At 68.2% G+C, this 20,210-nt stretch carries 17 protein-coding genes; 10 read left to right on the forward strand and 7 right to left on the reverse strand.

All coding sequences use genetic code 11. The features are described from left to right. Positions 1-6 precede the first annotated feature (6 nt). Genes CBR61_RS07705 through CBR61_RS07715 form a run of 3 tightly spaced genes read left to right on the forward strand, consistent with a single transcriptional unit; the run spans position 7 to position 1,987 of the window. Entirely contained in the window at positions 7-432 is a 426-nt protein-coding gene (locus CBR61_RS07705; protein WP_233996914.1) for a hypothetical protein, read from the forward strand. Then, positions 429-1,337, forward strand: a complete 909-nt coding sequence (ubiA, locus tag CBR61_RS07710; protein ID WP_088913837.1) for a 4-hydroxybenzoate octaprenyltransferase — start codon at positions 429-431, stop codon at positions 1,335-1,337. The genes CBR61_RS07705 and ubiA overlap by 4 nt, the downstream gene beginning before the upstream one ends. A gap of 5 nt (positions 1,338-1,342) precedes the next feature. Next, positions 1,343-1,987: an SOS response-associated peptidase gene (locus CBR61_RS07715; RefSeq protein WP_088913838.1), complete on the forward strand. Its 645-nt coding sequence runs from the start codon at positions 1,343-1,345 to the stop codon at positions 1,985-1,987. Here CBR61_RS07715 and CBR61_RS07720 read toward each other — a convergent pair. Continuing rightward, positions 1,984-2,355 carry a VOC family protein gene (locus tag CBR61_RS07720; protein WP_088913839.1) on the reverse strand — a complete coding sequence of 124 codons (372 nt, stop codon included), beginning with the start codon at positions 2,353-2,355 and terminating at the stop codon, positions 1,984-1,986. The genes CBR61_RS07715 and CBR61_RS07720 overlap by 4 nt on opposite strands. Before the next feature lie 120 nt (positions 2,356-2,475). Between CBR61_RS07720 and soxR the strand changes: the two genes are divergently transcribed. The 3 genes from soxR to CBR61_RS07735 all read left to right on the forward strand — a co-directional run bounded on the left by soxR (position 2,476) and on the right by CBR61_RS07735 (position 7,569). Further along, positions 2,476-2,934, forward strand: a complete 459-nt coding sequence (gene soxR / locus CBR61_RS07725; protein ID WP_088913840.1) for a redox-sensitive transcriptional activator SoxR — start codon at positions 2,476-2,478, stop codon at positions 2,932-2,934. A gap of 133 nt (positions 2,935-3,067) precedes the next feature. Next, the gene (locus CBR61_RS07730) at positions 3,068-3,958 is read left to right on the forward strand and encodes an ABC transporter ATP-binding protein (RefSeq protein WP_088913841.1); all 891 of its coding nucleotides are present in this window, start codon (positions 3,068-3,070) and stop codon (positions 3,956-3,958) included. A gap of 14 nt (positions 3,959-3,972) precedes the next feature. Further along, positions 3,973-7,569: an ABC transporter permease/M1 family aminopeptidase gene (locus CBR61_RS07735; RefSeq protein ID WP_233996915.1), complete on the forward strand. Its 3,597-nt coding sequence runs from the start codon at positions 3,973-3,975 to the stop codon at positions 7,567-7,569. Here the strand turns inward: CBR61_RS07735 and CBR61_RS07740 are convergent. Then, a complete protein-coding gene (locus CBR61_RS07740) occupies positions 7,566-8,105 on the reverse strand; it encodes a SixA phosphatase family protein (protein ID WP_088913842.1) in 540 nt (179 codons plus the stop codon). The two genes, CBR61_RS07735 and CBR61_RS07740, sit on opposite strands and share 4 nt — an antisense overlap. Continuing rightward, positions 8,102-10,834 (reverse strand): ATP-dependent DNA helicase, encoded by a 2,733-nt coding sequence (locus tag CBR61_RS07745; protein ID WP_088915523.1) that lies wholly within the window; start codon positions 10,832-10,834, stop codon positions 8,102-8,104. Before CBR61_RS07745 ends, CBR61_RS07740 begins: the two co-directional genes overlap by 4 nt. A 309-nt stretch (positions 10,835-11,143) precedes the next feature. Here CBR61_RS07745 and CBR61_RS07750 point away from each other — a divergent pair, with 309 nt between their 5' ends. Further along, positions 11,144-12,760 (forward strand): lysine--tRNA ligase, encoded by a 1,617-nt coding sequence (locus CBR61_RS07750; RefSeq protein WP_233996916.1) that lies wholly within the window; start codon positions 11,144-11,146, stop codon positions 12,758-12,760. A gap of 4 nt (positions 12,761-12,764) precedes the next feature. On the opposite strand, the gene CBR61_RS07755 is transcribed toward CBR61_RS07750, so the two are convergent. Next, the gene (locus CBR61_RS07755) at positions 12,765-13,433 is read right to left on the reverse strand and encodes a 2OG-Fe(II) oxygenase (RefSeq protein WP_088913843.1); all 669 of its coding nucleotides are present in this window, start codon (positions 13,431-13,433) and stop codon (positions 12,765-12,767) included. 93 nt (positions 13,434-13,526) lie between these two features. Continuing rightward, on the reverse strand, positions 13,527-14,822 hold the full coding sequence (locus tag CBR61_RS07760; RefSeq protein ID WP_088913844.1) for an RcnB family protein: 1,296 nt from the start codon (positions 14,820-14,822) through the stop codon (positions 13,527-13,529). Positions 14,823-14,999: 177 nt separating this feature from the next. Here CBR61_RS07760 and CBR61_RS07765 point away from each other — a divergent pair, with 177 nt between their 5' ends. Beyond that, entirely contained in the window at positions 15,000-15,587 is a 588-nt protein-coding gene (locus CBR61_RS07765; protein WP_088913845.1) for a pyridoxamine 5'-phosphate oxidase family protein, read from the forward strand. Here the strand turns inward: CBR61_RS07765 and CBR61_RS07770 are convergent. Beyond that, positions 15,584-16,234 (reverse strand): GGDEF domain-containing protein, encoded by a 651-nt coding sequence (locus CBR61_RS07770; RefSeq protein WP_088913846.1) that lies wholly within the window; start codon positions 16,232-16,234, stop codon positions 15,584-15,586. The genes CBR61_RS07765 and CBR61_RS07770 overlap by 4 nt on opposite strands. A gap of 194 nt (positions 16,235-16,428) precedes the next feature. Here CBR61_RS07770 and CBR61_RS07775 point away from each other — a divergent pair, with 194 nt between their 5' ends. Further along, positions 16,429-16,962: a hypothetical protein gene (locus CBR61_RS07775; protein ID WP_088913847.1), complete on the forward strand. Its 534-nt coding sequence runs from the start codon at positions 16,429-16,431 to the stop codon at positions 16,960-16,962. A gap of 40 nt (positions 16,963-17,002) precedes the next feature. On the opposite strand, the gene ettA is transcribed toward CBR61_RS07775, so the two are convergent. Further along, positions 17,003-18,676 carry an energy-dependent translational throttle protein EttA gene (gene ettA, locus CBR61_RS07780; protein ID WP_088913848.1) on the reverse strand — a complete coding sequence of 558 codons (1,674 nt, stop codon included), beginning with the start codon at positions 18,674-18,676 and terminating at the stop codon, positions 17,003-17,005. Between the two features lie 117 nt (positions 18,677-18,793). Between ettA and CBR61_RS07785 the strand changes: the two genes are divergently transcribed. Further along, positions 18,794-20,209: a M20/M25/M40 family metallo-hydrolase gene (locus tag CBR61_RS07785; protein WP_088913849.1), complete on the forward strand. Its 1,416-nt coding sequence runs from the start codon at positions 18,794-18,796 to the stop codon at positions 20,207-20,209. Position 20,210 lies beyond the last annotated feature (1 nt).

Genomic DNA, 20,210 nt, shown 5'->3' on the forward strand with positions numbered 1-20,210 from the left:
GGGCGGGTGACTGCTCCCACTACCTTCCCGGCCACCGCTCTGCCGAGTGCCGCGCGGATCGCGCAGGTCCTGATCGCTGCCATCTTCCTGCTGCTCGGCGGCTGGGCGCTGCTGGCACCCGCAAACGTGATCGATCTCGCCATCGCACAACCCTTCCGCGACGAGGGCTTCCTGGCTCGTTTCGCCGTTGCCTGCTTCGGCGCACAGGCGGTGCTGTTCGGGCTGATGGCGCTGGCGGTGCGCTGGAGCGCGCGCGGCTTTCTCGTGTTCGCGCTGCTGCTCCTGCCGTTTTTCGGCTTCAACTACTGGTTTCACTACGAGGTGCCGGTGCTGACCAGCATCGGGATGCTCGACTTTGCCGGGAACGTGGTGATGCTGGCGTGCGCGCTCGTCGGCTGGCGGTCAGCGCGGATTGCGGAGCGACGGGCATGAGCGAACAGATCGTCCCCGATACCGAGCACCGCGGCCTTGTCGCGCGCCTGCCGCAGCTTCCGCGTGACCTTGCGCTGCTGGCCCGCTTCGACCGCCCGATCGGCTGGTGGCTGCTGTTCTGGCCCTGCGTTTTCGGCGTGTGGCTGGCAGGCGCGGGGGTCCAGCCGGTGCTGCTCGCCTGGTTGCTTGCCGGCGCCATCGCGATGCGCGGGGCGGGATGCGTCTACAACGATATCGTCGACGCCGATCTCGACCGGCAGGTGGCGCGTACCATGCTGCGTCCGGTGGCGAGCGGGCGGGTGACGAAGGGTCTCGCCTGGGGCTGGCTCGTCGCGCTCAGCCTTGTCGGCTTCCTGGTGCTGCTGCAACTGCGTTGGCAGGCGCAACTGGTGGCGCTTGCCAGCCTTGCGCTGGTTGCCGCCTATCCCTTCATGAAGCGCATCACGTGGTGGCCGCAGGCGTGGCTGGGGATGGTGTTCAGCTGGGGCCTGCCGGTGGCTTGGGCCGAGCTGCGCTTCGACAACTGGGACGCGCTTGCGGCGGTCTATGCCGGGTGCATCTGCTGGGTGATCGGCTACGACACGATCTATGCCCTGCAGGACCGCGAGGACGACGCGATGGTCGGCATCCGTTCCTCGGCGCTGGCGATGGGCACGCGGGTCAGGGGCGGGATCGCGGCCTTCTATGCCGCCGCCGTGGGCCTGTGGGGCCTCGGCTTCTGGCTCTACCGCGCCGATCCGATCGCCTGCCTCGCGTTGCTGCCGGTGGCGGGGCACCTCGCCTGGCAGGTGGCGACCCTCGACCCGCAGGACCCCGCCAACCCGCTCGCCCGCTTCCGCGCCAACCGTACGGCGGGGGCGCTGATGGCGGCGGCCTGCTTCGTGGTCGGGAACGCCGGGGTCTAGGCGCGATGTGCAATCTCTACCGCATGACGAAGAACGCGAGCGAGGTCGCCGCGTGGTTCGATGCGGTGGAGGGGGCAAGGGGCGCGAACTTCGCGGCAGAGGTCTATCCGGGCTACACCGGCCTCGTCGTCGCCGAGGGGGCGGTGCGGGCGATGACTTGGGGCTTCCCGCTGGTGCTCAAGGGCGCGAAGGGCCAGCCCCTGAAGCCGAAGCCGGTGAACAACGCGCGCTCCGACAAGCTCGCGACCGGGTTCTGGCGCCACGCCTTCGAGCATCGCCGCTGCCTGATCCCGCTCGAGGCCTGGGGCGAGGCCGAGGGGCCGAAGGGCCGGATGACCCGCACCTGGCTGTCGCTTCCCGACCGGCCCCTGTTCGCCGCGGCCGGCGTGTGGCGGCCTTCGGAGGAATGGGGCGATTGCTATTCGATGGTGATGACCGCCAGCGAAGGCACCGATGCCGCTGCCGTGCACGAACGCATGCCGGTGCTGCTCGCGCCCTCGGATCAAGCGCGCTGGCTCGAAGCGTCGCCGCAGGACGCCTTCGCCCTGTGCCGCGCATGGGCGGGGCCGCTGGCGATCGAGCGCACCGGCGACCCTTGGGGCAAGGCTGCCGCCCCTGCGCCCGCCCTGCAGCAGCCGGGGCTGTTCTAGGCGTAGCTCACTATCTCGAACTCGATCCCGTCCCAGTCGAAGAAGTAGAACCGCCGTCCGGGTTCGTAATCGGCATGGTTGAAGGATTCGAGCCCGGCCGCCGTCACCACCGCTTCGGCCGCATCCAGATCGTCGACCACCAGCCCGACATGATTGAGCGGCACGCCCTTGGCGAACGGCCGGGGCACGGTGCCGCGGGTGTAGACCGCGATGTAATCGTCGTCGCCACCGACATGGATGGTCTCCCCGCCAAGCTGGGAGGGCCCGCGCCACCGGATGCGCCAGCCCATCAATTGCGCGAGCAGCGCGGCGCTCCTGTCGATGTCGCTGACGGTGATGTTGACGTGTTCGAGATGTCCGGAGGGCATGGCAGAAGTCCTTTCGCAATGTGCCGACGCGCACCTGAAAAAGGCGGTGCGAATCGACGAACTTGCCGAAGGTGCAATCTCAACCTAACTTGAGGTCAAGCTTTATCGGAGAGCTCCTGCATGGCCGCCGCCCGCCGCCCGAAATCGACCGACCTGCTCACCATCGGCGAGATCGCGCGCCGCACCGGCCTCAGTGTGTCGGCGATCCGGTTCTACGAGGAGCGGGGCCTGATCGAGCCGGTGCGTACCGGCGGCAACCAGCGGCGCTTCCCGCGCTCGGACATCCGCCGCCTCAGCTTCATCCTGATCGCCCAGCGGCTCGGCCTCTCGCTCGGCGAGATCGAGGCCGAGCTTGGGCGGCTTCCGCATGGCCGCACGCCGACGACACCCGACTGGGAGGCGATCAGCGGCGCAGTCCGGGCGCGGCTCGATCAGCGCATCGCCGAGCTCGTCCGCACCCGCGACCGGCTCGACGGCTGCATCGGCTGCGGCTGCCTGAGCCTTTCCCATTGCGCGATCTGGAACCCCGGCGACGAACTGGGCGCGCAGGGACCGGGGCCGCGCAAGCTGCTGGCCTGAACCCCGCACCGCCGACTGCGGTCGACGAACGGCAATCACCTTCGATCAATCGCCGGTGCCGCTCCACCAAACCGGCTTTAACTCCGCGCGGCCCGCGTTACCATGCAAAGGATTGAAACAGGGGCCTCCTTCCATGCTCGAACTTGCCGGCGTCAGCCACACCTATCCCAACGGCACCCGCGCGCTCGACGATGTGACGCTGTCGATCCCCAAGGGGATGTTCGGCCTGCTCGGCCCCAATGGCGCGGGCAAGTCGACGCTGATGCGCACCATCGCCACGCTCCAGGCACCCACCCACGGAAGCATCCGTTTCGGCGACATCGACGTGCTGGCCGAGCCCGATCGCCTGCGCCGCACGCTGGGCTACCTGCCGCAGGATTTCGGCGTCTATCCGCGCATTTCGGCGCAGGCGATGCTCGATCACATGGCGGTGCTCAAGGGCGTGACCGCCGCGGGCGAGCGCAAGGCGATGGTCGAGCACCTGCTCAACCAGACCAACCTGTGGGCCGTGCGCGGCAAGGCAATTGCAGGCTTTTCGGGCGGGATGCGCCAGCGTTTCGGCATTGCGCAGGCACTGATCGGCGATCCGCAGCTGATCATCGTGGATGAACCCACCGCCGGCCTCGACCCGGAAGAGCGCAACCGTTTCCTCAACCTGCTCGCCGGGATCGGGGAGAACGTGGTGGTGATCCTCTCGACCCACATCGTCGACGACGTCGCCGACCTGTGCCCGCGCATGGCGGTGCTCGCCGGGGGCAAGGTGCGGCTGGAAGGCGCGCCGCTCGAACTGATCCGCCAGACGCAGGGGCAGGTGTGGCAAAAGACCGTGCCGCACACCGAGCTGCCCGACATGCAGGCGCGATACGAGGTCATCTCGCACCGCTTCTTCGCCGGCGAGATCGTGGTCCACGTGCTCAGCGACACCCAGCCTGAAGGCTTCGCGCCTGTCAGCGGCGGGCTGGAGGACGTGTATTTCGCCACGCTCGCGCAAACCCGTCGCGCCCCTGCCGCCGCTGCGGCCTGAGAGGAGCGCGCATCATGCTGACGGCCCGCCTCGCCGCATTCGAAATCCGCTACCAGCTCCGCAATCCGGTGTTCTGGGTATCGGTCGCTATCTTCTTCCTCCTGGGGTTCGGCCTCAGCGCCAGCGATAATGTCAGCTTCGGCGCGCCCGGCGCGGTGAACGAGAATTCGCCCTATACCGTGACGCTGGCGACCGCGGTGTTCGCGACCTTCTACCTCTTCGTCATCACGGCCTTCGTCGCCAATGCGGTGGTGCGCGACGATGCGACCGGCTTCGGACCGATGATCCGCGCCACCCCGGTGGGGCGGACGAGCTTCCTTGCCGGACGCTTCATCGGCGGGCTGGCGATCGCGATCCTTGGCTATGTCGCGATTCCCGCCGGGATCGCGCTCGGCGCAGCGATGCCGTGGGTCGATGCCGAGACGGTGGGGCCAAACAGCCTTGCGCTCTACGCCTGGCCGTTCCTCGTCATTGCCGTCCCCAACCTGATCCTGTCGGCCGCGTTCCTGTTCAGCCTTGCAACGCTCACCCGGTCGATGCTGGCGAGCTATATCGGCGTGCTGGTGCTGGTGATGGGCTATCTTGCGGTCAGCATCATCCTGTCGGCCGATCCGTCGATGCAGGACGTGGTCGCGCGCTACGAGCCGCTCGGCACCGGCGCGATTTCCGAGGTCGCGCGTTACTGGACTGCGGCAGAGATGAACACGCGCGCCGTTCCGCTGGAAGGCAACCTGCTGTTCAACCGCATCTTCGTGCTGGGCCTGTCGGCGGTGTTCCTCGGCATCGCCTGGCTGCGCTTCAGCATGACCGAGCGCGCGCCGTCGCGCTGGCAGCAGCGCCGGCTGGCACGGCAGGCGGCCAAGGTCGCCAGGGCCGAGCGCGTCGCGCCGCGCGCGCTGACCGCGCCCGTCGCCCGCCGCTTCGGCTCCGGCCATGCGCTCGCCACCTTCTGGCTGCGGCTGCGCGCCGAGGTGATGTTCGTGCTGAAGAGCCCGGGCCTGATCGTCCTGCTGCTCATCTCGGTCGCCTTTGCGACGCTCAACCTCGTCTTTTCCGAGACCGCCTACGGCACGCCGTCCTACCCGCTGACGGCCAATGTCATCGAGACGGTGATCAGCAGCGCCGCGCTGTTCAGCCTGATCGTCGCCGTGTTCTACGGCGGGGAACTGGTGTGGCGCGAACGCGACGTGAAGATGGGCGAGATCATCGACGCGACCCCCGTTCCTGCATGGGCGATGTTCGTGCCCAAGATCCTCGCCATTTTTACCGTTTTGCTGGCCATGGCGATGGCGGGGATGGCGACGGGCGTACTCTACCAGCTGGGCAAGGGCGCAGGATCGATCGACTATGGCCTGTACCTTTCGGCCTATGTGCTCCCGCAGAGCGTAGACCTGCTGCTGCTGGCTGTGCTGGCGGTGTTCTTCCAGGTGCTCAGCCCCAACAAGTATGTCGGCTGGGGCCTGTTCCTGGCGTGGTTCCTGGCCCGCATCTTCATGTCGAACCTCGGCTATTCGAACATCCTCTACAATTACGCGGGTACCCCGTCCGAGCCGCTCTCCGACATGAACGGCACCGGCGGCTTCTGGGTGGGGGCGGCGATCGCCCGCACCTACTGGGCGGCGTTCGCCGTGCTGCTGCTGGTCTTCGCCCACTGGGCATGGCCGCGCGGCACCGTGGTCGCGGTGGTCCCGCGGCTCAAGGGCATCGCGCGGCGCACGGGTCTCGCTTCTGGCGGCATCGCGGTCGCGGCGGTCGCGGTGATGGCGGGCACCGGCCTCGTCATCCACCGCAACATCAACGAGCTCAACACCTTCGAGACTTCCGACCAGGCCGAGGAGCGTCTCGCCGACTACGAGCGCAAATATCTCAAATACGAGACCCTGCCGCGCCCCGTCGTCACAGATGTCGTCTTCGATGTCGCGATCTATCCTGACGAGCGGCGCATGAAGGTGACGGGCAGCTATGCCCTGCGCAACGACAGCGGCGTTCCGATCAGCGAACTGCACGTGCGGCAGGGCGATGAGGGCGCGGAATTCACCCGTCTCGACATCGCAGGCGCAAGGCTGGCGAGCCACGACAAGGTCCACCTCTACCGCATCTACCGCTTCGACACCCCGCTCGAGCCCGGCGCGACGGTGCGGCTCGACTTCGCCAGCGATGTCTGGCGGCGCGGCTTTGCCAACGACGGGGCGGCGACCGATCTGGTCGACAACGGCACCTTCGTGAACAACTACACCTTCGCGCCCATCATCGGGATGGACCGGCGCGGCCTGTTGCAGGATCGCACCGCGCGGCGGCGGCAGGGCCTGCCGGCCGAGCTGCGCATGGCGAAGCTCGAGGACACCCGCGCGCAGGCGGGCAACTACATCGGCGCCGACTGGGTCAATTCGCGCATCACCGTCAGCACCGCGGCCGATCAGGTTCCGATCGCGCCGGGCAACAAGCTGTCCGACGAGGTCAAGGGCAATCGCCGCATCGCGGTGTTCAAGAGCCCCGCACCGATCCTCAACTTCTTCTCGGTGCAATCCGCGCGCTATGCCGTGGCCGAGGAGCAGGTCGGGCCGGTGCTGCTCAGCGTTTACCACGATCCGCGCCACGCGTGGAACGTGCCGGCGATGCAGAAGGCGCTGAAGACCAGCCTTGCCTATTACGAGCGCAATTTCGGCCCCTACCAGTTCGGCTATGCGCGGATCATCGAGTTCCCGGGGTATGACAGCTTCGCGCAGGCTTTCGCTGGGACGATGCCCTATTCGGAAAGCATCGGCTTTGCCGCCGACGTGCGCGATCCCGAGACGATCGACTACGTCTCTTACATCACCGCGCACGAGGTTGGGCACCAGTACTGGGCGCACCAGGTGATCGGCGCGAACATGCAGGGCCAGACGCTGCTGTCGGAAACGCTGGCGCAGTATTCCGCGCTGATGGTGATGAAAGAGCTCTATGGCGAGGACAAGATCCGCCGCTTCCTGAAGTTCGAGCTCGACCGCTACCTTTCGGGCCGCAAGGGCGACCCGCTGCCCGAACAGCCGCTCTACCGGGTCGAGAACCAGCAGCATATCCACTACCAGAAGGGCAGCCTCGTGATGTACCTGCTGCAGGAGCGGCTGGGCGAGAATGCGGTCAACCGCGCGCTGGCGCGGCTGGTGGCGAAGTATCGCTTCAAGGGCGCGCCCTATCCGCGCAGCCTCGACCTCCTCGGCGAACTGCGCAAGGAGGCGAAATCGGCGGAGGATCAGGCGCTGATCACCGACCTGTTCGAGAAGATCACGATCTATGATCTGAAGGCGACCGAAGCCGCCAGCACGAAGCGCGCCGATGGCAGGTGGGTGACGCGGATCACGATCGAGGCGGGCAAGTTCTACGCCGACGGCAAGGGTGTCGAGACGCCCGCGCCGCTCGCCGAGAGCATCGAGGTCGGCCTGTTCACCGACCGGCCCGGCAGCGGTGCCTTCGACAAGGCGGCGGTGCTGTCGATGCAGCGCATGCCGGTGCGGGCGGGCAAGCAGGTGATCGAGGTGGTGACCGCGAAGAAGCCGGTTTTCGCCGGGATCGACCCCTACAACTTCTACATCGACCGGGATTCGGACGACAACCTGGTGGAGGTCAGCTAGAACTCCGGCCCCAGATCGGGGTCGAGATCGCGGGGGCGCGCGAAATGGACGAGCTCGGCGCAGTAGCGTTTCAGCTCGCTCCAGTGCGCCACGTCGCATTCGAGCACGGCATAGGCGGCGGTCGGGAACTTGACGACCGCCTCCTTGAACAGGGCGTTCTCCTTGCCCGGGGCGACCAGTTCCAGCAGCACGTCCTGAAGGCCCGGATTGTGGCCCGAAATGAGGATCGCCTGCGCCTCCTCGTCGCCCGTGCCGGCATGGGCCTCGATGGTCTCCACGATGGTGTCGAAGCTGGCGAGGTAGAGCCGCTGGTCGTAGATCGGCTCGATCTCGGGCAGAGCGCCCTCCAGCGTGAGCTTCACCCGTACCGCAGGGCTGGCGATCAGCTTGTCCCACCGGATGCCGTGATCGCGGATGTGCCTGCCGATCAGCTCCGCGCCCTTGCGGCCGCGGGCGTTGAGGCCGCGGTCGAAATCGCGCTGGCTCGTGTCGTCCCAGTCCGACTTGGCGTGGCGCAGGAGACCGAGAATCTTCATGGATCGAGGGCTCCTTGCGCAACCGGAGAGGCAAGGCCTCCAACACCAGCCGCGCTGCGTTGTAAAGCCTGATCGAGCGTCACGCGCACCACCGGCGTGCCTTTCGGAAAAGCCGAGAGCAGGCGCGAGGGGAAGGCGGGCGAGAGGACGATGAAGTGGCCGCTATCTTCCTTCGAGCGGATCAGCCGCCCGAAGGCCTGCGCGAGCCGCGCGCGGATGATGCGGTCGTCATAGGCGCTGCCGCCGCCCGCAAGGCGGCGCGCCTTGTGGAGGATGTCGGGGCGCGGCCAGGGGACCTGCTCCATCACCACGCATCTGAGGCTGTGCCCCGGCACGTCCACCCCGTCGCGCAGGGCGTCGGTGCCGAGCAGGCTCGCCCGTGGATCGTCGCGGAAGATATCGACCAGCGTGCCGGTGTCGATCGGATCGACATGCTGGGCATAGACCGGCAGGCCCGCCCGCGCGAGCCGGTCGGCGATGCGGCCGTGGACCGCGCGCAGCCGCCGGATCGCGGTGAACAGGCCGAGCACGCCGCCCTGTGTGGCCTCGATGATCCGGGCATAGGCCCCGGCGAGCGCGGGCAGATCGCCCTTTGCGATGTCCGTGACGATCAGCACCTCGGCGCGGGAGGCGTAATCGAAGGGGCTCTCGGCAGCCGAGAGCAAGGGGGCGACCTCGACATGGGCCGCACCGGAGCGGGCGATGGCGCTCGCCCACCTGTCGTCGTCTTCGGTCCGGTCGGCGAGGGTGGCGCTGGTCAGCAGCACCCCGTGTGCGGGTTCGAGCACGACGCGGGCAAAGGGCTTCATCGGGTCGAGCCAGCGGCGGTGGATCGCCACGTCGAACTCGCGCGCATCGGAGCGGTCGACCGCGAGCCAGTCGACGAATTCGGGATCGGCCGGGCCGCCCAGCCGGTCGAGCAGAGCTTCCCATGCAGCCAGCAATTCGATCCGCCATGCCAGCGCAAACCGCGCGCCCTCGATCCGCGCACGGCCCTGTGCGTCGAGCCAGTCAGGCGGCTCCGCGAGGATCGCCTCGAGCCTGCCGCCCAGCCGGATCAGCGGCACGCGGATGCTCGCGAGCGCCTCGGAGGCAGCGCCCGCCGCCTCGATCACCTCGCCCGGAAGACCCGCCGCCTCGGTCTCGATCCCGTATCCGGCGTCGATCCCGCCGCTCTCGTCGCGGGCATAGGTCGCGGTGCGAACGGCGGCGAGCAGGGCCTCGATGGGTCCGAAAGGACTGTTTTCGGCGAGGCGCTGGAGCCAGCCATCGGAGGGGAGCAGCTGGCCCGCCTTGCAGGCCGCCGCGATGGCCTCGGACCCGGCCTCGTCATAGCTGGCAAGGTCGGCGAGCCGGGCCGCGAGGCCTCGCCGCCGTCCGCGCGATTCCTTCTCCGGCCCGATGATCCAGCGCCGCAGTTCGATGGTCTCCTGACCGGAAAGCGTTGCGGCGAAAGTGGAATCGGCAGCGTCGAAGACATGGTGGCCCTCGTCGAAGATCAGCCGCGTCGGGCGCTGGTTCGGGTCGCGGGCGCGGGCGGCGTTGACCATCACCAAAGCGTGGTTGGCGATGACGAGGTCAGCCTGGGCGCTGTCCCGCGCCGCGCGTTCGATGAAGCACTTCCGGTAATGCGGGCAGCCGGCATAGATGCACTCGCCGCGTTGGTCGGTGAGCGCCGCTATGCCGCGCTTGCGGAACAAGGTTCCGAGCCAGCCCGGCAGATCGCCGCCGATCATGTCCCCGTCGCGGGTATAGGCCCCCCAGCGCGCCACCAGCTGCGCGAGGATCGCGGGCCGCCCCGCAAAGCCGCCTTGCAAGGCATCCTCGAGATTGAGGAGGCACAGGTAGTTCTCCCGCCCCTTCCTCACCACCACCGGCGGGGTGCCGTCGGCGCGCTTTACCGGCCACGCCCGGCGGCTCTCGGCGCGCAGCTGGCGTTGCAGGTTCTTGGTGAAGGTCGAGACCCACACCGTGCCCCCGCTCGCGGAAGCCCAGACCGAGGCAGGGGCGAGATAGCCCAGCGTCTTGCCGATCCCCGTCCCCGCCTGCGCCAGCGCCAGATGCGGCCTGCCGGGAGCGGAGCGCGGGGCGAAGATGCGGGCAACATCGGCGGCATAGGCGCGCTGCCCGTCGCGCTGTTCCGCCCCTTCGCCAGTGAGGCGGGCAAGCTGCTGCTGGACCGCCTCTGCCGGCATTTCCACTTGCCGGGGGGCGGGGCGCTCGCCCGTCTCCTCCCATTCGGGCAGGCGCGCGAAGAGCCAGCGTTCGGCCTTCTCGGGCTTGGCGATATGGGGCCGCAGCACCTGCGCCCACGGCCACCGCAGGCGTTCGAGCGATTGCACTGCGCTCCACGCGCCCTCGCGCTCGAACCACTCGGGATCGTGGCAGGCGGCGATCAGGGCGCCCGCCGCGCGCTGGAGCATCTCGGGCACGGCAGCGTCGTTCTCGGGCACCGGCAGCCCCAGCGCCTCGGCAAGACCGCGCGGAGTCGGGACGCAGAAGCGCGCCGGGTGGATGAAGGCGAAGGCCTCGAGCAGGTCGAGCCCCGAGAGGTCGGGATAGCCGAGCCGGCTCGCCACCAGCGGCGCGTTGACGAGCAGCACCGGAGTATCGGCGGCAGCCATGATCGCATCGCCCTTGGACACGGCCTCGGTCGCGCCGCTGCCGGTGCGCAGCCAGTGGCCGCCATGGCTGGCGTGGAGCGCGGGGAGCGGAAGCGGGGCGGGCAGGGTCGCAGGCGGCGTCACGCCGACCAAGATGGGCGAGGGCAGGGGCGATGTAAACGCATCGCGCCGCCGCTGTGCCCGATCCGCTGTCCTACACGCTGGCAGATTGGTAGATCATCGGGTGCTGCGGACCGGTGGGCGGAAGAAAAGGCCCCGCTTCCCTGTCCGTCCGCAGCACGAAAAGGAGTGCAGTGCAATGAAACACCTGCGAAAATCGCGGTTGTGGCAAGCGGACACGGTGTCCGCTTTGTCCGCTTGGGGTGCGCCATTCCGCTTGCAAGCCGCCCTTGCATCCCTAATAGCCCCGCCGTCATGACGATAACCCAAGATGCCCTCATCGCTGCTGCGCAGAACTCCAAGGCCTGGCCCTTCCAGGAGGCGCAGCGCCTCGCCAAGCGCCTTCCGGAAGGCAAGCCCGGCGGCGTGCTGTTCGAGACCGGATACGGCCCCTCGGGCCTGCCGCATATCGGCACCTTTCAGGAAGTGCTGCGCACCAGCCTCGTGCGGCGCGCCTACGAGACGCTGACCGGGGGCGCGCCGACGCGGCTGGTGGCCTTCTCGGACGATCTCGACGGTTTGAGGAAGGTCCCGGACAACGTCCCCAATCAGGCGATGCTGGCCGAGCATCTCGGCAAGCCCTTGTCGCGCATCCCCGATCCCTTCGAAAAGTTCGAAAGCTTCGCCGCGCACAACAATGCGATGCTGCGCGACTTCCTCGACCGGTTCGGCTTCGAATACGAGTTCGTCAGCTCCTCGGACTGCTACAATTCGGGCCGCTTCGACGATGCGCTGCGCGGCGTGCTGGCGAACTTCCAGGCGATCCTCGACATCATGCTCCCGACCCTCGGAGAGGAGCGGCGCAGGACCTATTCCCCCGTCATGCCGATCAGCCCCACCACCGGGGCCGTGCTTCAGGTGCCGGTCGAGGTGGTCGATGCCGATGCCGGGATCATCCGTTTCACCGACGAGGACGGGAGCGTGGTGGAGCAATCGGCGCTCGGCGGCATGGCCAAGTGCCAGTGGAAGGTCGACTGGGCGATGCGCTGGGTGGCGCTCGGCGTCGATTACGAGATGTACGGCAAGGACCTGACCGACAGCGGCATCCAGTCGGGCAAGATCGCACGCGTGCTCGGCGGCAACAAGCCCGAGGGGCTGATCTACGAGCTGTTCCTCGATGCCAAGGGCGAGAAGATCTCGAAGTCCAAGGGCAACGGCCTGTCGATCGAGCAGTGGCTCGAATACGGCAGCCCGGAGAGCCTCGGCTACTACATCTTCGCCAACCCCAAGAGCGCCAAGCAGCTTCACGCCGGCGTGATCCCCAAGGCGGTGGACGATTACTGGCAGTTCCGCGCCGCAATCCCCGGGCAGGACGTGGACAAGCGGCTCGGCAACCCCGTGTGGCACCTTTTGCGCGCCAATGCTCATCACGAAGGCGCCGACGCGCCGGGACAGGGCGATGCGTTGCCGGTGCCCTTCAGCCTGCTGCTCAACCTCGTGGGCGTTCTGGGCGCAGGGGCGACGCGCGAGGCGGTGTGGTCCTACCTCGGAAACTATGTCGCGGACGCCGATCCGGCCGCGCACCCCGCGCTCGATGCGCTGGTGGGCCGCGCGCTCGCCTACAACCGCGACTTCGTGGCCCCGACGCTCGCCAAGCGCGCCCCTGCGGGCGGCGAGGCCGAGGCGCTGAAGGCGCTGGACGCGGCACTCGCGGCGGCCGACCCGGCGACGAGCGCGGAGGACCTCCAGACCATCGTCTACGAGATCGGCAAGCAGCCCGAGTTCGGCTTCGAGTCGCTGCGCGACTGGTTCAAGGCGCTCTACGAGACGCTGCTGGGAAGCGAGCAGGGCCCCCGGATGGGCAGCTTCATTGCGCTCTACGGCATCGCGCCGACGCGCCAGCTGATCGCCGAGGCACTGGCGAAGGCCTGATCGCTCAGCGCCAGGTGCGGGTGCGATACCACTTGGTGATGACGTGTTTCGCTCCCCGTTCGACCGGACACCCGGCGTGCAGGGTCGCCTCGTTGGGAAGGCCGTCAGGCAGGGCGTTGTTCCACAAGAGGAGCACGCCCGGCTTGGGCTCGATCTCGAGTCCGAGCAGGGTGAAGACGGTCGCGCCGCCCGCCTCGACCGTGTTGAGATAGGCCATCGCCGTCCAGCTGCGCTGCCCGCCGCGTCGCTGCTCCCCGGGCCAGTAGCTCTCGGACGTATAGAACCAGTCGTTGTGCGGCTTGAACTCCTGGCCGGGCAGGTAGCGCTGGCCCTGCACCGGCTCGCCGATCTCCGGCGGGACTCCGAGCAGCGCGTCGATCCGCGCCGAGATCTCCGCGACGAAGGGATCGCGCGGGTCGAGATCGCCCGAGTAGGAGGTGCGAAAGCCGCTCGCATAGTCGAGTTCGTGGAGCGAGGAGGGCCGGGCGACCGCGTCGATCATCCCCACGAGACGGGCGCATTCCTCATCGGAAAGGAAGCCGCCGACGGCGAAGAGCTCGATCCGCTCGTCCTCGATGCGGTAGATCGCCGGGTCCGCAGCCAGCCGTGCGCGCACCGCCTCGCCGAGCCGGGCGAGGGCCTGCCGGTCGGGCGCGGGATCGGGCGTGGTCATGATCTGGCGGTAGCAAGCGCGCAGGGCGCGAAAAAGCCCCGCCGGACAGGTCCGACGGGGCTTCCTGCATCTGGTGGAGACCGACCAGGAGACCTACCAGAAGAAGCCGTGGATCACGTCTACGACCTCGCCGGTGTAAATATCGACGAGCAGGACATCGTCATAATACCTAACCCACTGATACGGCCCGTAGGCCGGCGGCAGGCGGTAGGCCCATGGATCGTTGATGAAGAACCGCGGCTGGAAGAACAGGCTGTCGAGGAAGAAGCCGATGTCCACCCGGCTGTAGCGGTGGCTGCGGAACGGCGCGAAGTAGGGGCCCGGGCGGAACAGGAACTGGTTGCCGCGCCGGAAATCGAACCAGTCGTAGGACCGGTTGCCGCGCCAGCCGCGGTTCCAGCGCCGGAAGTCGCGGTTGTCCCAGCCCGGACGGCCATTCCAGCCCCAGCGCCAGTCGTCGCGCCGCCAATTGCGCCGGCTGTCGCGCCAGTCGTCGCGGCGCCCGTCACGCCAGCCGTCTCGCCGGCCATCGCGCCAGTCGTCACGGCGCCCGTCGCGCCAATCGTCGCGGCGCCCGTCGCGCCACTGGTCGGCTCGGCGCGCATCGCGGGCAATGTCGCGGACCTGACCGTCGAAGCCTCCGCCCTGGCCGTCGCGCCAGTTGCCACGGCGTCCGTCGACCCTCTCGGCGCGGTTGTCGCCGCGCTGTTCAATACGGCCCGCGCGGTTGTCGCCACGCTGTTCGATGCGGTCGGCGCGAAAATCGCCCCGGCGCTCGACCCGGTCGGCGCGGTTCTCGGTCCGCCGGTCCACGCGGTCGGCGGCGTTGTCGCGGCCGCGCCATTCAAGCCGGTCCGCCCGCACGTCGCCGCGCTGCTCGATCCGGTCCGCGCGCTGTTCGCTGCGCCGGTCGACCCGGTTCGCGCGCTGTTCGCTGCGCCAGTCGACCCGGTCGGCCCGCTGTTCGCTGCGGCGGTCGACGCGTTCGGCCCGGTCGGGTCCGCGCCGTTCCGCCTGCTGGGCGGCGCGAGCGCGGGCGATCACGTCGCCGCCAAACCCGCTAGGTGCACCGCGTTCCGCCCGTCCCTCGCCGCGCGGGCGCGGCTGGCGCTGCTCGGCAGCGACCCGCTCGAACCGCGGGGCAGGCGTGTCGGCATCGGCACGGGCATAGCTCGGCGGCGGCGCCGCGGGGCGCGCGATTTCGGCGCGCGCCGGTCCGCCCCCGAACTCGGTGCCGGAGGAGGGCCGCTCGACCCTGATCCCGGGAGGATCAGATTCGTCGGGCTGGAAGGGGACTTCCTGCGCGGCGGCAGCGGTGGCGGGAAGGACAAGGGCGAGCGCCGCGGCGAGCGCCGCCAGCGATCCGCCCCTCGCAAAGAGGGTGGTCATTGTGTTGCCTCCAGTAACGCCAGCCCACCACAAGCGGCATGTCGATGGGCCGAGCCTTACGCCCGGCAAGTTGTCGCGGCGATGAACCGAGGCGCCTGTGTTCAGAAAAAAAGCGCGTGAGCTTAACATTTCTCGCTGCGCTTGACGCGCGCGCGTCCGGTGCCAAACCGTCCTACCATGTCCGAAACGCTCGACGATGTGCTTGCCGATTGCCGCAACCGGCTGATTCGCGCGCCGCGCGACCGCAAGGCGCCGATGCACACGCCGGTGATCGTGACCGCCGATGTCGATGCCCGGGTGATGGTGCTGCGCGCTTTCGATGCGCAAGGCTGGCGGCTGCGGCTCCACACCGATTCGCGCGCTCCCAAGGCGCAGGTGATCGCCGCCGACCCGCGGATCGCTGTGCTGTTCTACGACAAGGGCGCCAAGGTGCAGATCCGTGCGCGTGGCACCGGCGCAATCCTGCGCGAGGGCGGCGAGGTCGATGCGGCCTGGGCCGCGAGCACCAATTTCGCGCGGCGCTGTTACCTGGGCGAGGGGCCGGGCACCAGCGCTGACGGGCCGACCTCGGGCCTTCCGCCCGAGTTCGAGGGGGTGGAACCCGAAGATGCCCAGCTCATCCCGGCGCGCGAGAACTTCGCCCTGCTGCAGATCACGCTGACTGCGCTCGACTGGCTCTATCTCGCCCACACCGGCCATGTCCGCGCGCAGTTCTCCCGCGCGGCCGAAGACGGAGCGTGGGAGGGGCGCTGGGTTTCGCCCTAGGCGGCCGAGGCTGTCGGACCGGACGGGGCGGGCAGGAGGATGACCTCCTCGATTTCGCTCGCCGGCACGACATGGTCGAAACCCTTGGCCAGCGCCGCATCGAGCGCCTGTCGCGCCCGCCGGTCGAGCCCGGTTTCTCCGTCGCCGAACCGTTCGGCCGCGACACCGAAGCTGGCGGTCAGCCGCGCCTCGCTGCCGAGCTGGGGGAGGCTGAGCTGCGCCAGCGCCCTGCGCAGCCGATCGGCGATGCGGGTCGCGGCACGCTCGTCGGCACCGCCGATGGTGATGGTGAAGCCCTCGCGACCCGAGAGCACGATGCGGTCGTCGCGGCGCAGGCCCGCGCGCATCACAGCGGCGACATGCTCGCGCACCTCGTCGCGCGTGGCGCTGTTCCAGGTACCCGAGCAGGCCGAGAGCTGGTCGATCCGCCCGTGCAGCACCGCCCGCGAGCCGGCGCGCATCGCGTTGCGGCGGGCGGCAAGGTCGATCGCCTCGGAGAGCACCTCGGGCTTCAACAGGTCGCGCAGCGGATTGCGCCGGGGATCCAGCCGGCGAATGGCGCGCGCCTGCCCGGCCCAAGCCCCGGCTGCGGCAAAGCCCGCGCACAGCAGCAAGGCCAGCTCCAGCGGCACCTCGATCCCTGTCATTGCCCCTGCTGCCCCTTATGCGACCTTGTTGGTTGTTAAGGAGAGTGACGTAGGCCTGATTAAGAAGGGGTAAACACTTGCGACAAGCGGTTCGCAGGGTTCAGCAATTTGCCGGAGTTCCTGCGGGTCTTCACGCTTGCTCAACGCCTCGCTGGTAAAGATGGCATATCGCATCACCGCGCAAGGAGCGCCCCATGCCCATTTTCGGTCGCAAGAAGCCGCAGCCCCAGCCCCGCCCGGAGCCGCAGCGCTTCGCCCCCGAGCCGCGCCCGTCGCAATCCGGCGCGAATGACGGCGCCGATGCGGCGATAGCGATGCTCTCGCAGGCGCTCGGGCTCGATCTCGATTTCGAGAGCGGGTTCATCTTCGCTCCCAGCCTGTGGACGGATCCCGCGATCGGCCCGATGCTGGAACGCAACGGTCTGAAGCCGCACATGGCGGGCAACAGACTCGCGCTGCTCAAGAGCCCGTCGACGATTGCCAAGCTTCTGGCGATGGACCCTGAAAGCCCGCTGCGTAGCGCGCTGGAAAAGGCGCGTTTCGGCATGGTGCTCTACAACCCCGATGCCGAGAACGGCTATGCCGACGGCCTGGTCGCCTTGCAGCGCGAGAAGCTGCACGAATACGCGACCCGCGCCGACCTCTCGGAGGAAGCGCGCAAATACGCCACCATCCATCTGATGATGTTCAGCGAGGAGGTGATGCGCGGGAAGGTAAAGCTCGGCTGATGCGGCCATCCTGGGGCGGCTCCGGGATGGCGCATCAGGTTCAGCGCGTGAGCTTCTTATAGGCGAGGCGCGTCGGGCGGTCCGCCGCATCGCCGAGGCGGCGGCGCTTGTCTTCCTCGTAGGCCTCGAAGTTGCCTTCGAACCACTCGACATGGCTGTTGCCCTCGAAAGCGAGGATGTGGGTGGCGAGCCGGTCGAGGAAGAAGCGGTCGTGGCTGATGACCACGGCGCAGCCCGCGAAATTCTCGATCGCGTCTTCCAATGCCGCCAGCGTTTCGACGTCGAGGTCGTTGGTCGGCTCGTCCAGCAGCAGCACGTTGCCGCCCTGCTTCAGCATCTTGGCCATATGCACGCGGTTGCGTTCACCGCCCGAGAGCTTGCCGACGTTCTTCTGCTGGTCCGCGCCCTTGAAGTTGAACGCACCGACATAGGCACGCGTGCTCATGTCCTGGCCGTTGACCTTCATGTAATCGAGCCCGTCGGAGATTTCCTCCCAGACGTTCTTCTTCGGGTCGAGATGGTCTCGGCTCTGGTCCACGTAACCGAGGCGTACGGTCGAGCCGATCTCGATCGTGCCGCTGTCGGGCTGTTCCTTGCCGGTGAGGATCTTGAACAGGGTCGACTTGCCCGCGCCGTTCGGCCCGATCACGCCGACGATCCCGCCAGGGGGGAGCATGAAGGACAGGTTCTCGAACAGCAGCTTGTCGCCGTAAGCCTTGGTGAGGTTCTTGGCCTCGATCACCTTGCCGCCGAGGCGCTCGGGCACCTGGATGACGATCTGCGCCTTGCCGACCTGGCGGTTGTCCTGGCTGTTCTGAAGCTCCTCGAACTTGCGGATACGCGCCTTGGACTTGGTCTGGCGCGCGGCGGGCGTCTGCCGGATCCATTCGAGTTCGCGGGCCAGCGCCTTCTGCTTGCCGCTTTCCTCGCGGCTTTCCTGCTCGAGGCGCTTGGCCTTCTTCTCGAGGTAGGTCGAGTAGTTGCCTTCGTAGGGGTAGTAGGAGCCGCGATCGAGTTCGAGGATCCATTCGACTACGTTATCAAGGAAGTAGCGGTCGTGGGTGATCATCAGCACCGCGCCGGCATATTCCTTGAGGTGGTTTTCGAGCCACTGGACCGATTCCGCGTCGAGGTGGTTGGTCGGTTCGTCCAACAGCAGGATCGAGGGCTTCTGAATCAGCAGACGGGTGAGCGCGACGCGGCGCTTCTCACCGCCTGAGAGGTCCTTGACCGGCCAGTCGCCCGGCGGGCAGCGCAGCGCTTCCATCGCCACTTCGAGCTGGTTGTCGAGGGTCCAGCCATCGACCGCGTCGATCTTGTCCTGCAGCTCGCCCATCTCCGCACCGAGCGCATCGAAATCGGCATCGGGTTCGCACATGAGCGCGCTGACTTCGTTGAAACGCGCCACCAGATCGGCGGTCTCCTTGGCGCCCTCTCGCACGTTCTCGAGCACGGTCTTGGTCGGATCGAGCTCGGGCTCCTGTTCCAGATAGCCGACCGTGATGTTCTCGCCCGGCCAGGCCTCGCCGGTGAAGTCCTTGTCGATCCCGGCCATGATCTTGATCAGCGTCGACTTGCCCGCCCCGTTCGGCCCGACGATGCCGATCTTCGCTCCCTGGTAGAACTGGAGCGAGATGTTGTTCAGCACCGGCTTCTGGGCGCCGGGGAAGGTCTTGGTCATGCCCTTCATGACATAGGCGTATTGCGCGGCCATCGGATGGTCCTTCGGGTCGAGTGATCAGCGGGAAATTTGTGGGCCGCAGATAGGGAAGGGGAGGGGCGAGGGCAAGCGGCTAGACTTGCGTGCGCCCTGCCGATAGCACCTGTGGCCATGAACCGCCTCGTCCCAGTGCTCGCCGCGCTCCCGCTCGCTTTCCTGTCCACCCCCGCCTTCGCGCAGACCCAGGCGCTCGAACAGGCCGCCGCCGCCGCGCTCGAGAGCGACACCTACGCGTGGGATTTCGTCGAGGGGATCACCACCGAGGTCGGCCCGCGTCAGGCAGGGACCGAAGCCGAGGCGCGCGGGCGGGCTTGGGCCGTGGCCTGGCTCAAGGCCAAGGGCTTCGCCAATGTCGCCGACGAGCCCTTCATGATGGACACCTGGGTGCCCGGCGACATCGCCCGCGCCCGCGTCACCGCGCCTTTCGCGCAGGACCTGACCGTGCTGCCGCTCGGCAATTCCGGCGCGACGCCCGCGGGGGGGATCGAGGCGGAGGTGGTGTTCTTCCGCACCGTCGACGAATTGCGCGCCGCGCCCGCCGAGAGCCTCGCGGGCAAGATCGCCTATATCAGCCACCAGATGCGCCCCGCCCAGGACGGATCGCATTACGGTTTTGCCGGCCCGGTGCGTTGGGTCGGCCCGGGCCTCGCCGCGAGCAAGGGCGCGGTCGGTGTCGTAATCAAGTCGGTCGGCACCGATCACCACCGCAACCCGCACACCGGCGGCACCAGCTTCCCTGAGGGCGTGAAGCCGATCCCGGCGGGCGCGCTGAGCCTGCCGGACGCCGAAAACCTCGAGCGGATGTTCGCCCGGGCCAAGGGGCGGCCGCTGACGCTGCGGCTCGAAATGAACCCGCGCCAGCTCGGCAAGACCGAGAGCGGCAATGTCGTGGGCGAGATCGTCGGGCAGAACCCTTCGCTCCCGCCGGTGCTGCTTGCCTGCCATATCGACAGCTGGTGGAATTCGCCGGGCGCCTTCGACGACGGCGCGGGCTGCGCGATCGTCGCGGCGGCCGCGCTCAATGCCGCCAAGGCCGGCCAGCCGCTGCGCACCGTGCGTGTCCTGATGGCCGGGGCCGAGGAGACCGGCCTGTGGGGAAGCAAGGCCTATAGCGAGGCGCACCTCGACGAGGCGATCGCGGTCGGGATCGAGAGCGATTTCGGCGCGGACCGGGTGTGGCGCTTCGATTCGAACTTCCGCGAGAGCAACCCTGCGCTCCACAAGCGCATCGCCGCCGCCGTCGCGCGCTTCGGCGTCTCGGCCGGCAGCGATGTCGCCACCGGCGGCGCGGACCTCAACATCGTGCGTGACCAGAAGGGCGCGCTGATCGATCTCCAGCAGGACGGGATGCGCTATTTCGACCTGCACCACACCCCCGACGACACGCTGGACAAGATCGATCCGGTGCAACTGCGCCAGAATGTCGCGGTGTGGACGATGGTGGTGGGGATCCTCGCCAACGAGGCCAATTCGATCCTCACGGGCGGGCCGATTCCTTCGGCGCCCAAGATCATGCAGGCCCCCTGAC

Origin of the sequence: Porphyrobacter sp. CACIAM 03H1 (assembly GCF_002215495.1) — a bacterium.
Lineage (GTDB): Bacteria > Pseudomonadota > Alphaproteobacteria > Sphingomonadales > Sphingomonadaceae > Erythrobacter.

Excerpts from the sequence above, each read along its gene's own strand:
- ubiA (WP_088913837.1), top strand. The coding sequence starts at position 429 with ATGAGCGAACAGATCGTCCCCGATACCGAGCACCGCGGCCTTGTCGCG.
- CBR61_RS07715 (WP_088913838.1), top strand. The coding sequence starts at position 1,343 with ATGTGCAATCTCTACCGCATGACGAAGAACGCGAGCGAGGTCGCCGCG.
- CBR61_RS07720 (WP_088913839.1), bottom strand. The coding sequence starts at position 2,355 with ATGCCCTCCGGACATCTCGAACACGTCAACATCACCGTCAGCGACATC.
- soxR (WP_088913840.1), top strand. The coding sequence starts at position 2,476 with ATGGCCGCCGCCCGCCGCCCGAAATCGACCGACCTGCTCACCATCGGC.
- CBR61_RS07730 (WP_088913841.1), top strand. The coding sequence starts at position 3,068 with ATGCTCGAACTTGCCGGCGTCAGCCACACCTATCCCAACGGCACCCGC.
- CBR61_RS07735 (WP_233996915.1), top strand. The coding sequence starts at position 3,973 with ATGCTGACGGCCCGCCTCGCCGCATTCGAAATCCGCTACCAGCTCCGC.
- CBR61_RS07740 (WP_088913842.1), bottom strand. The coding sequence starts at position 8,105 with ATGAAGATTCTCGGTCTCCTGCGCCACGCCAAGTCGGACTGGGACGAC.
- CBR61_RS07750 (WP_233996916.1), top strand. The coding sequence starts at position 11,144 with ATGACGATAACCCAAGATGCCCTCATCGCTGCTGCGCAGAACTCCAAG.
- CBR61_RS07755 (WP_088913843.1), bottom strand. The coding sequence starts at position 13,433 with ATGACCACGCCCGATCCCGCGCCCGACCGGCAGGCCCTCGCCCGGCTC.
- CBR61_RS07760 (WP_088913844.1), bottom strand. The coding sequence starts at position 14,822 with ATGACCACCCTCTTTGCGAGGGGCGGATCGCTGGCGGCGCTCGCCGCG.
- CBR61_RS07765 (WP_088913845.1), top strand. The coding sequence starts at position 15,000 with ATGTCCGAAACGCTCGACGATGTGCTTGCCGATTGCCGCAACCGGCTG.
- CBR61_RS07770 (WP_088913846.1), bottom strand. The coding sequence starts at position 16,234 with ATGACAGGGATCGAGGTGCCGCTGGAGCTGGCCTTGCTGCTGTGCGCG.
- CBR61_RS07775 (WP_088913847.1), top strand. The coding sequence starts at position 16,429 with ATGCCCATTTTCGGTCGCAAGAAGCCGCAGCCCCAGCCCCGCCCGGAG.
- ettA (WP_088913848.1), bottom strand. The coding sequence starts at position 18,676 with ATGGCCGCGCAATACGCCTATGTCATGAAGGGCATGACCAAGACCTTC.
- CBR61_RS07785 (WP_088913849.1), top strand. The coding sequence starts at position 18,794 with ATGAACCGCCTCGTCCCAGTGCTCGCCGCGCTCCCGCTCGCTTTCCTG.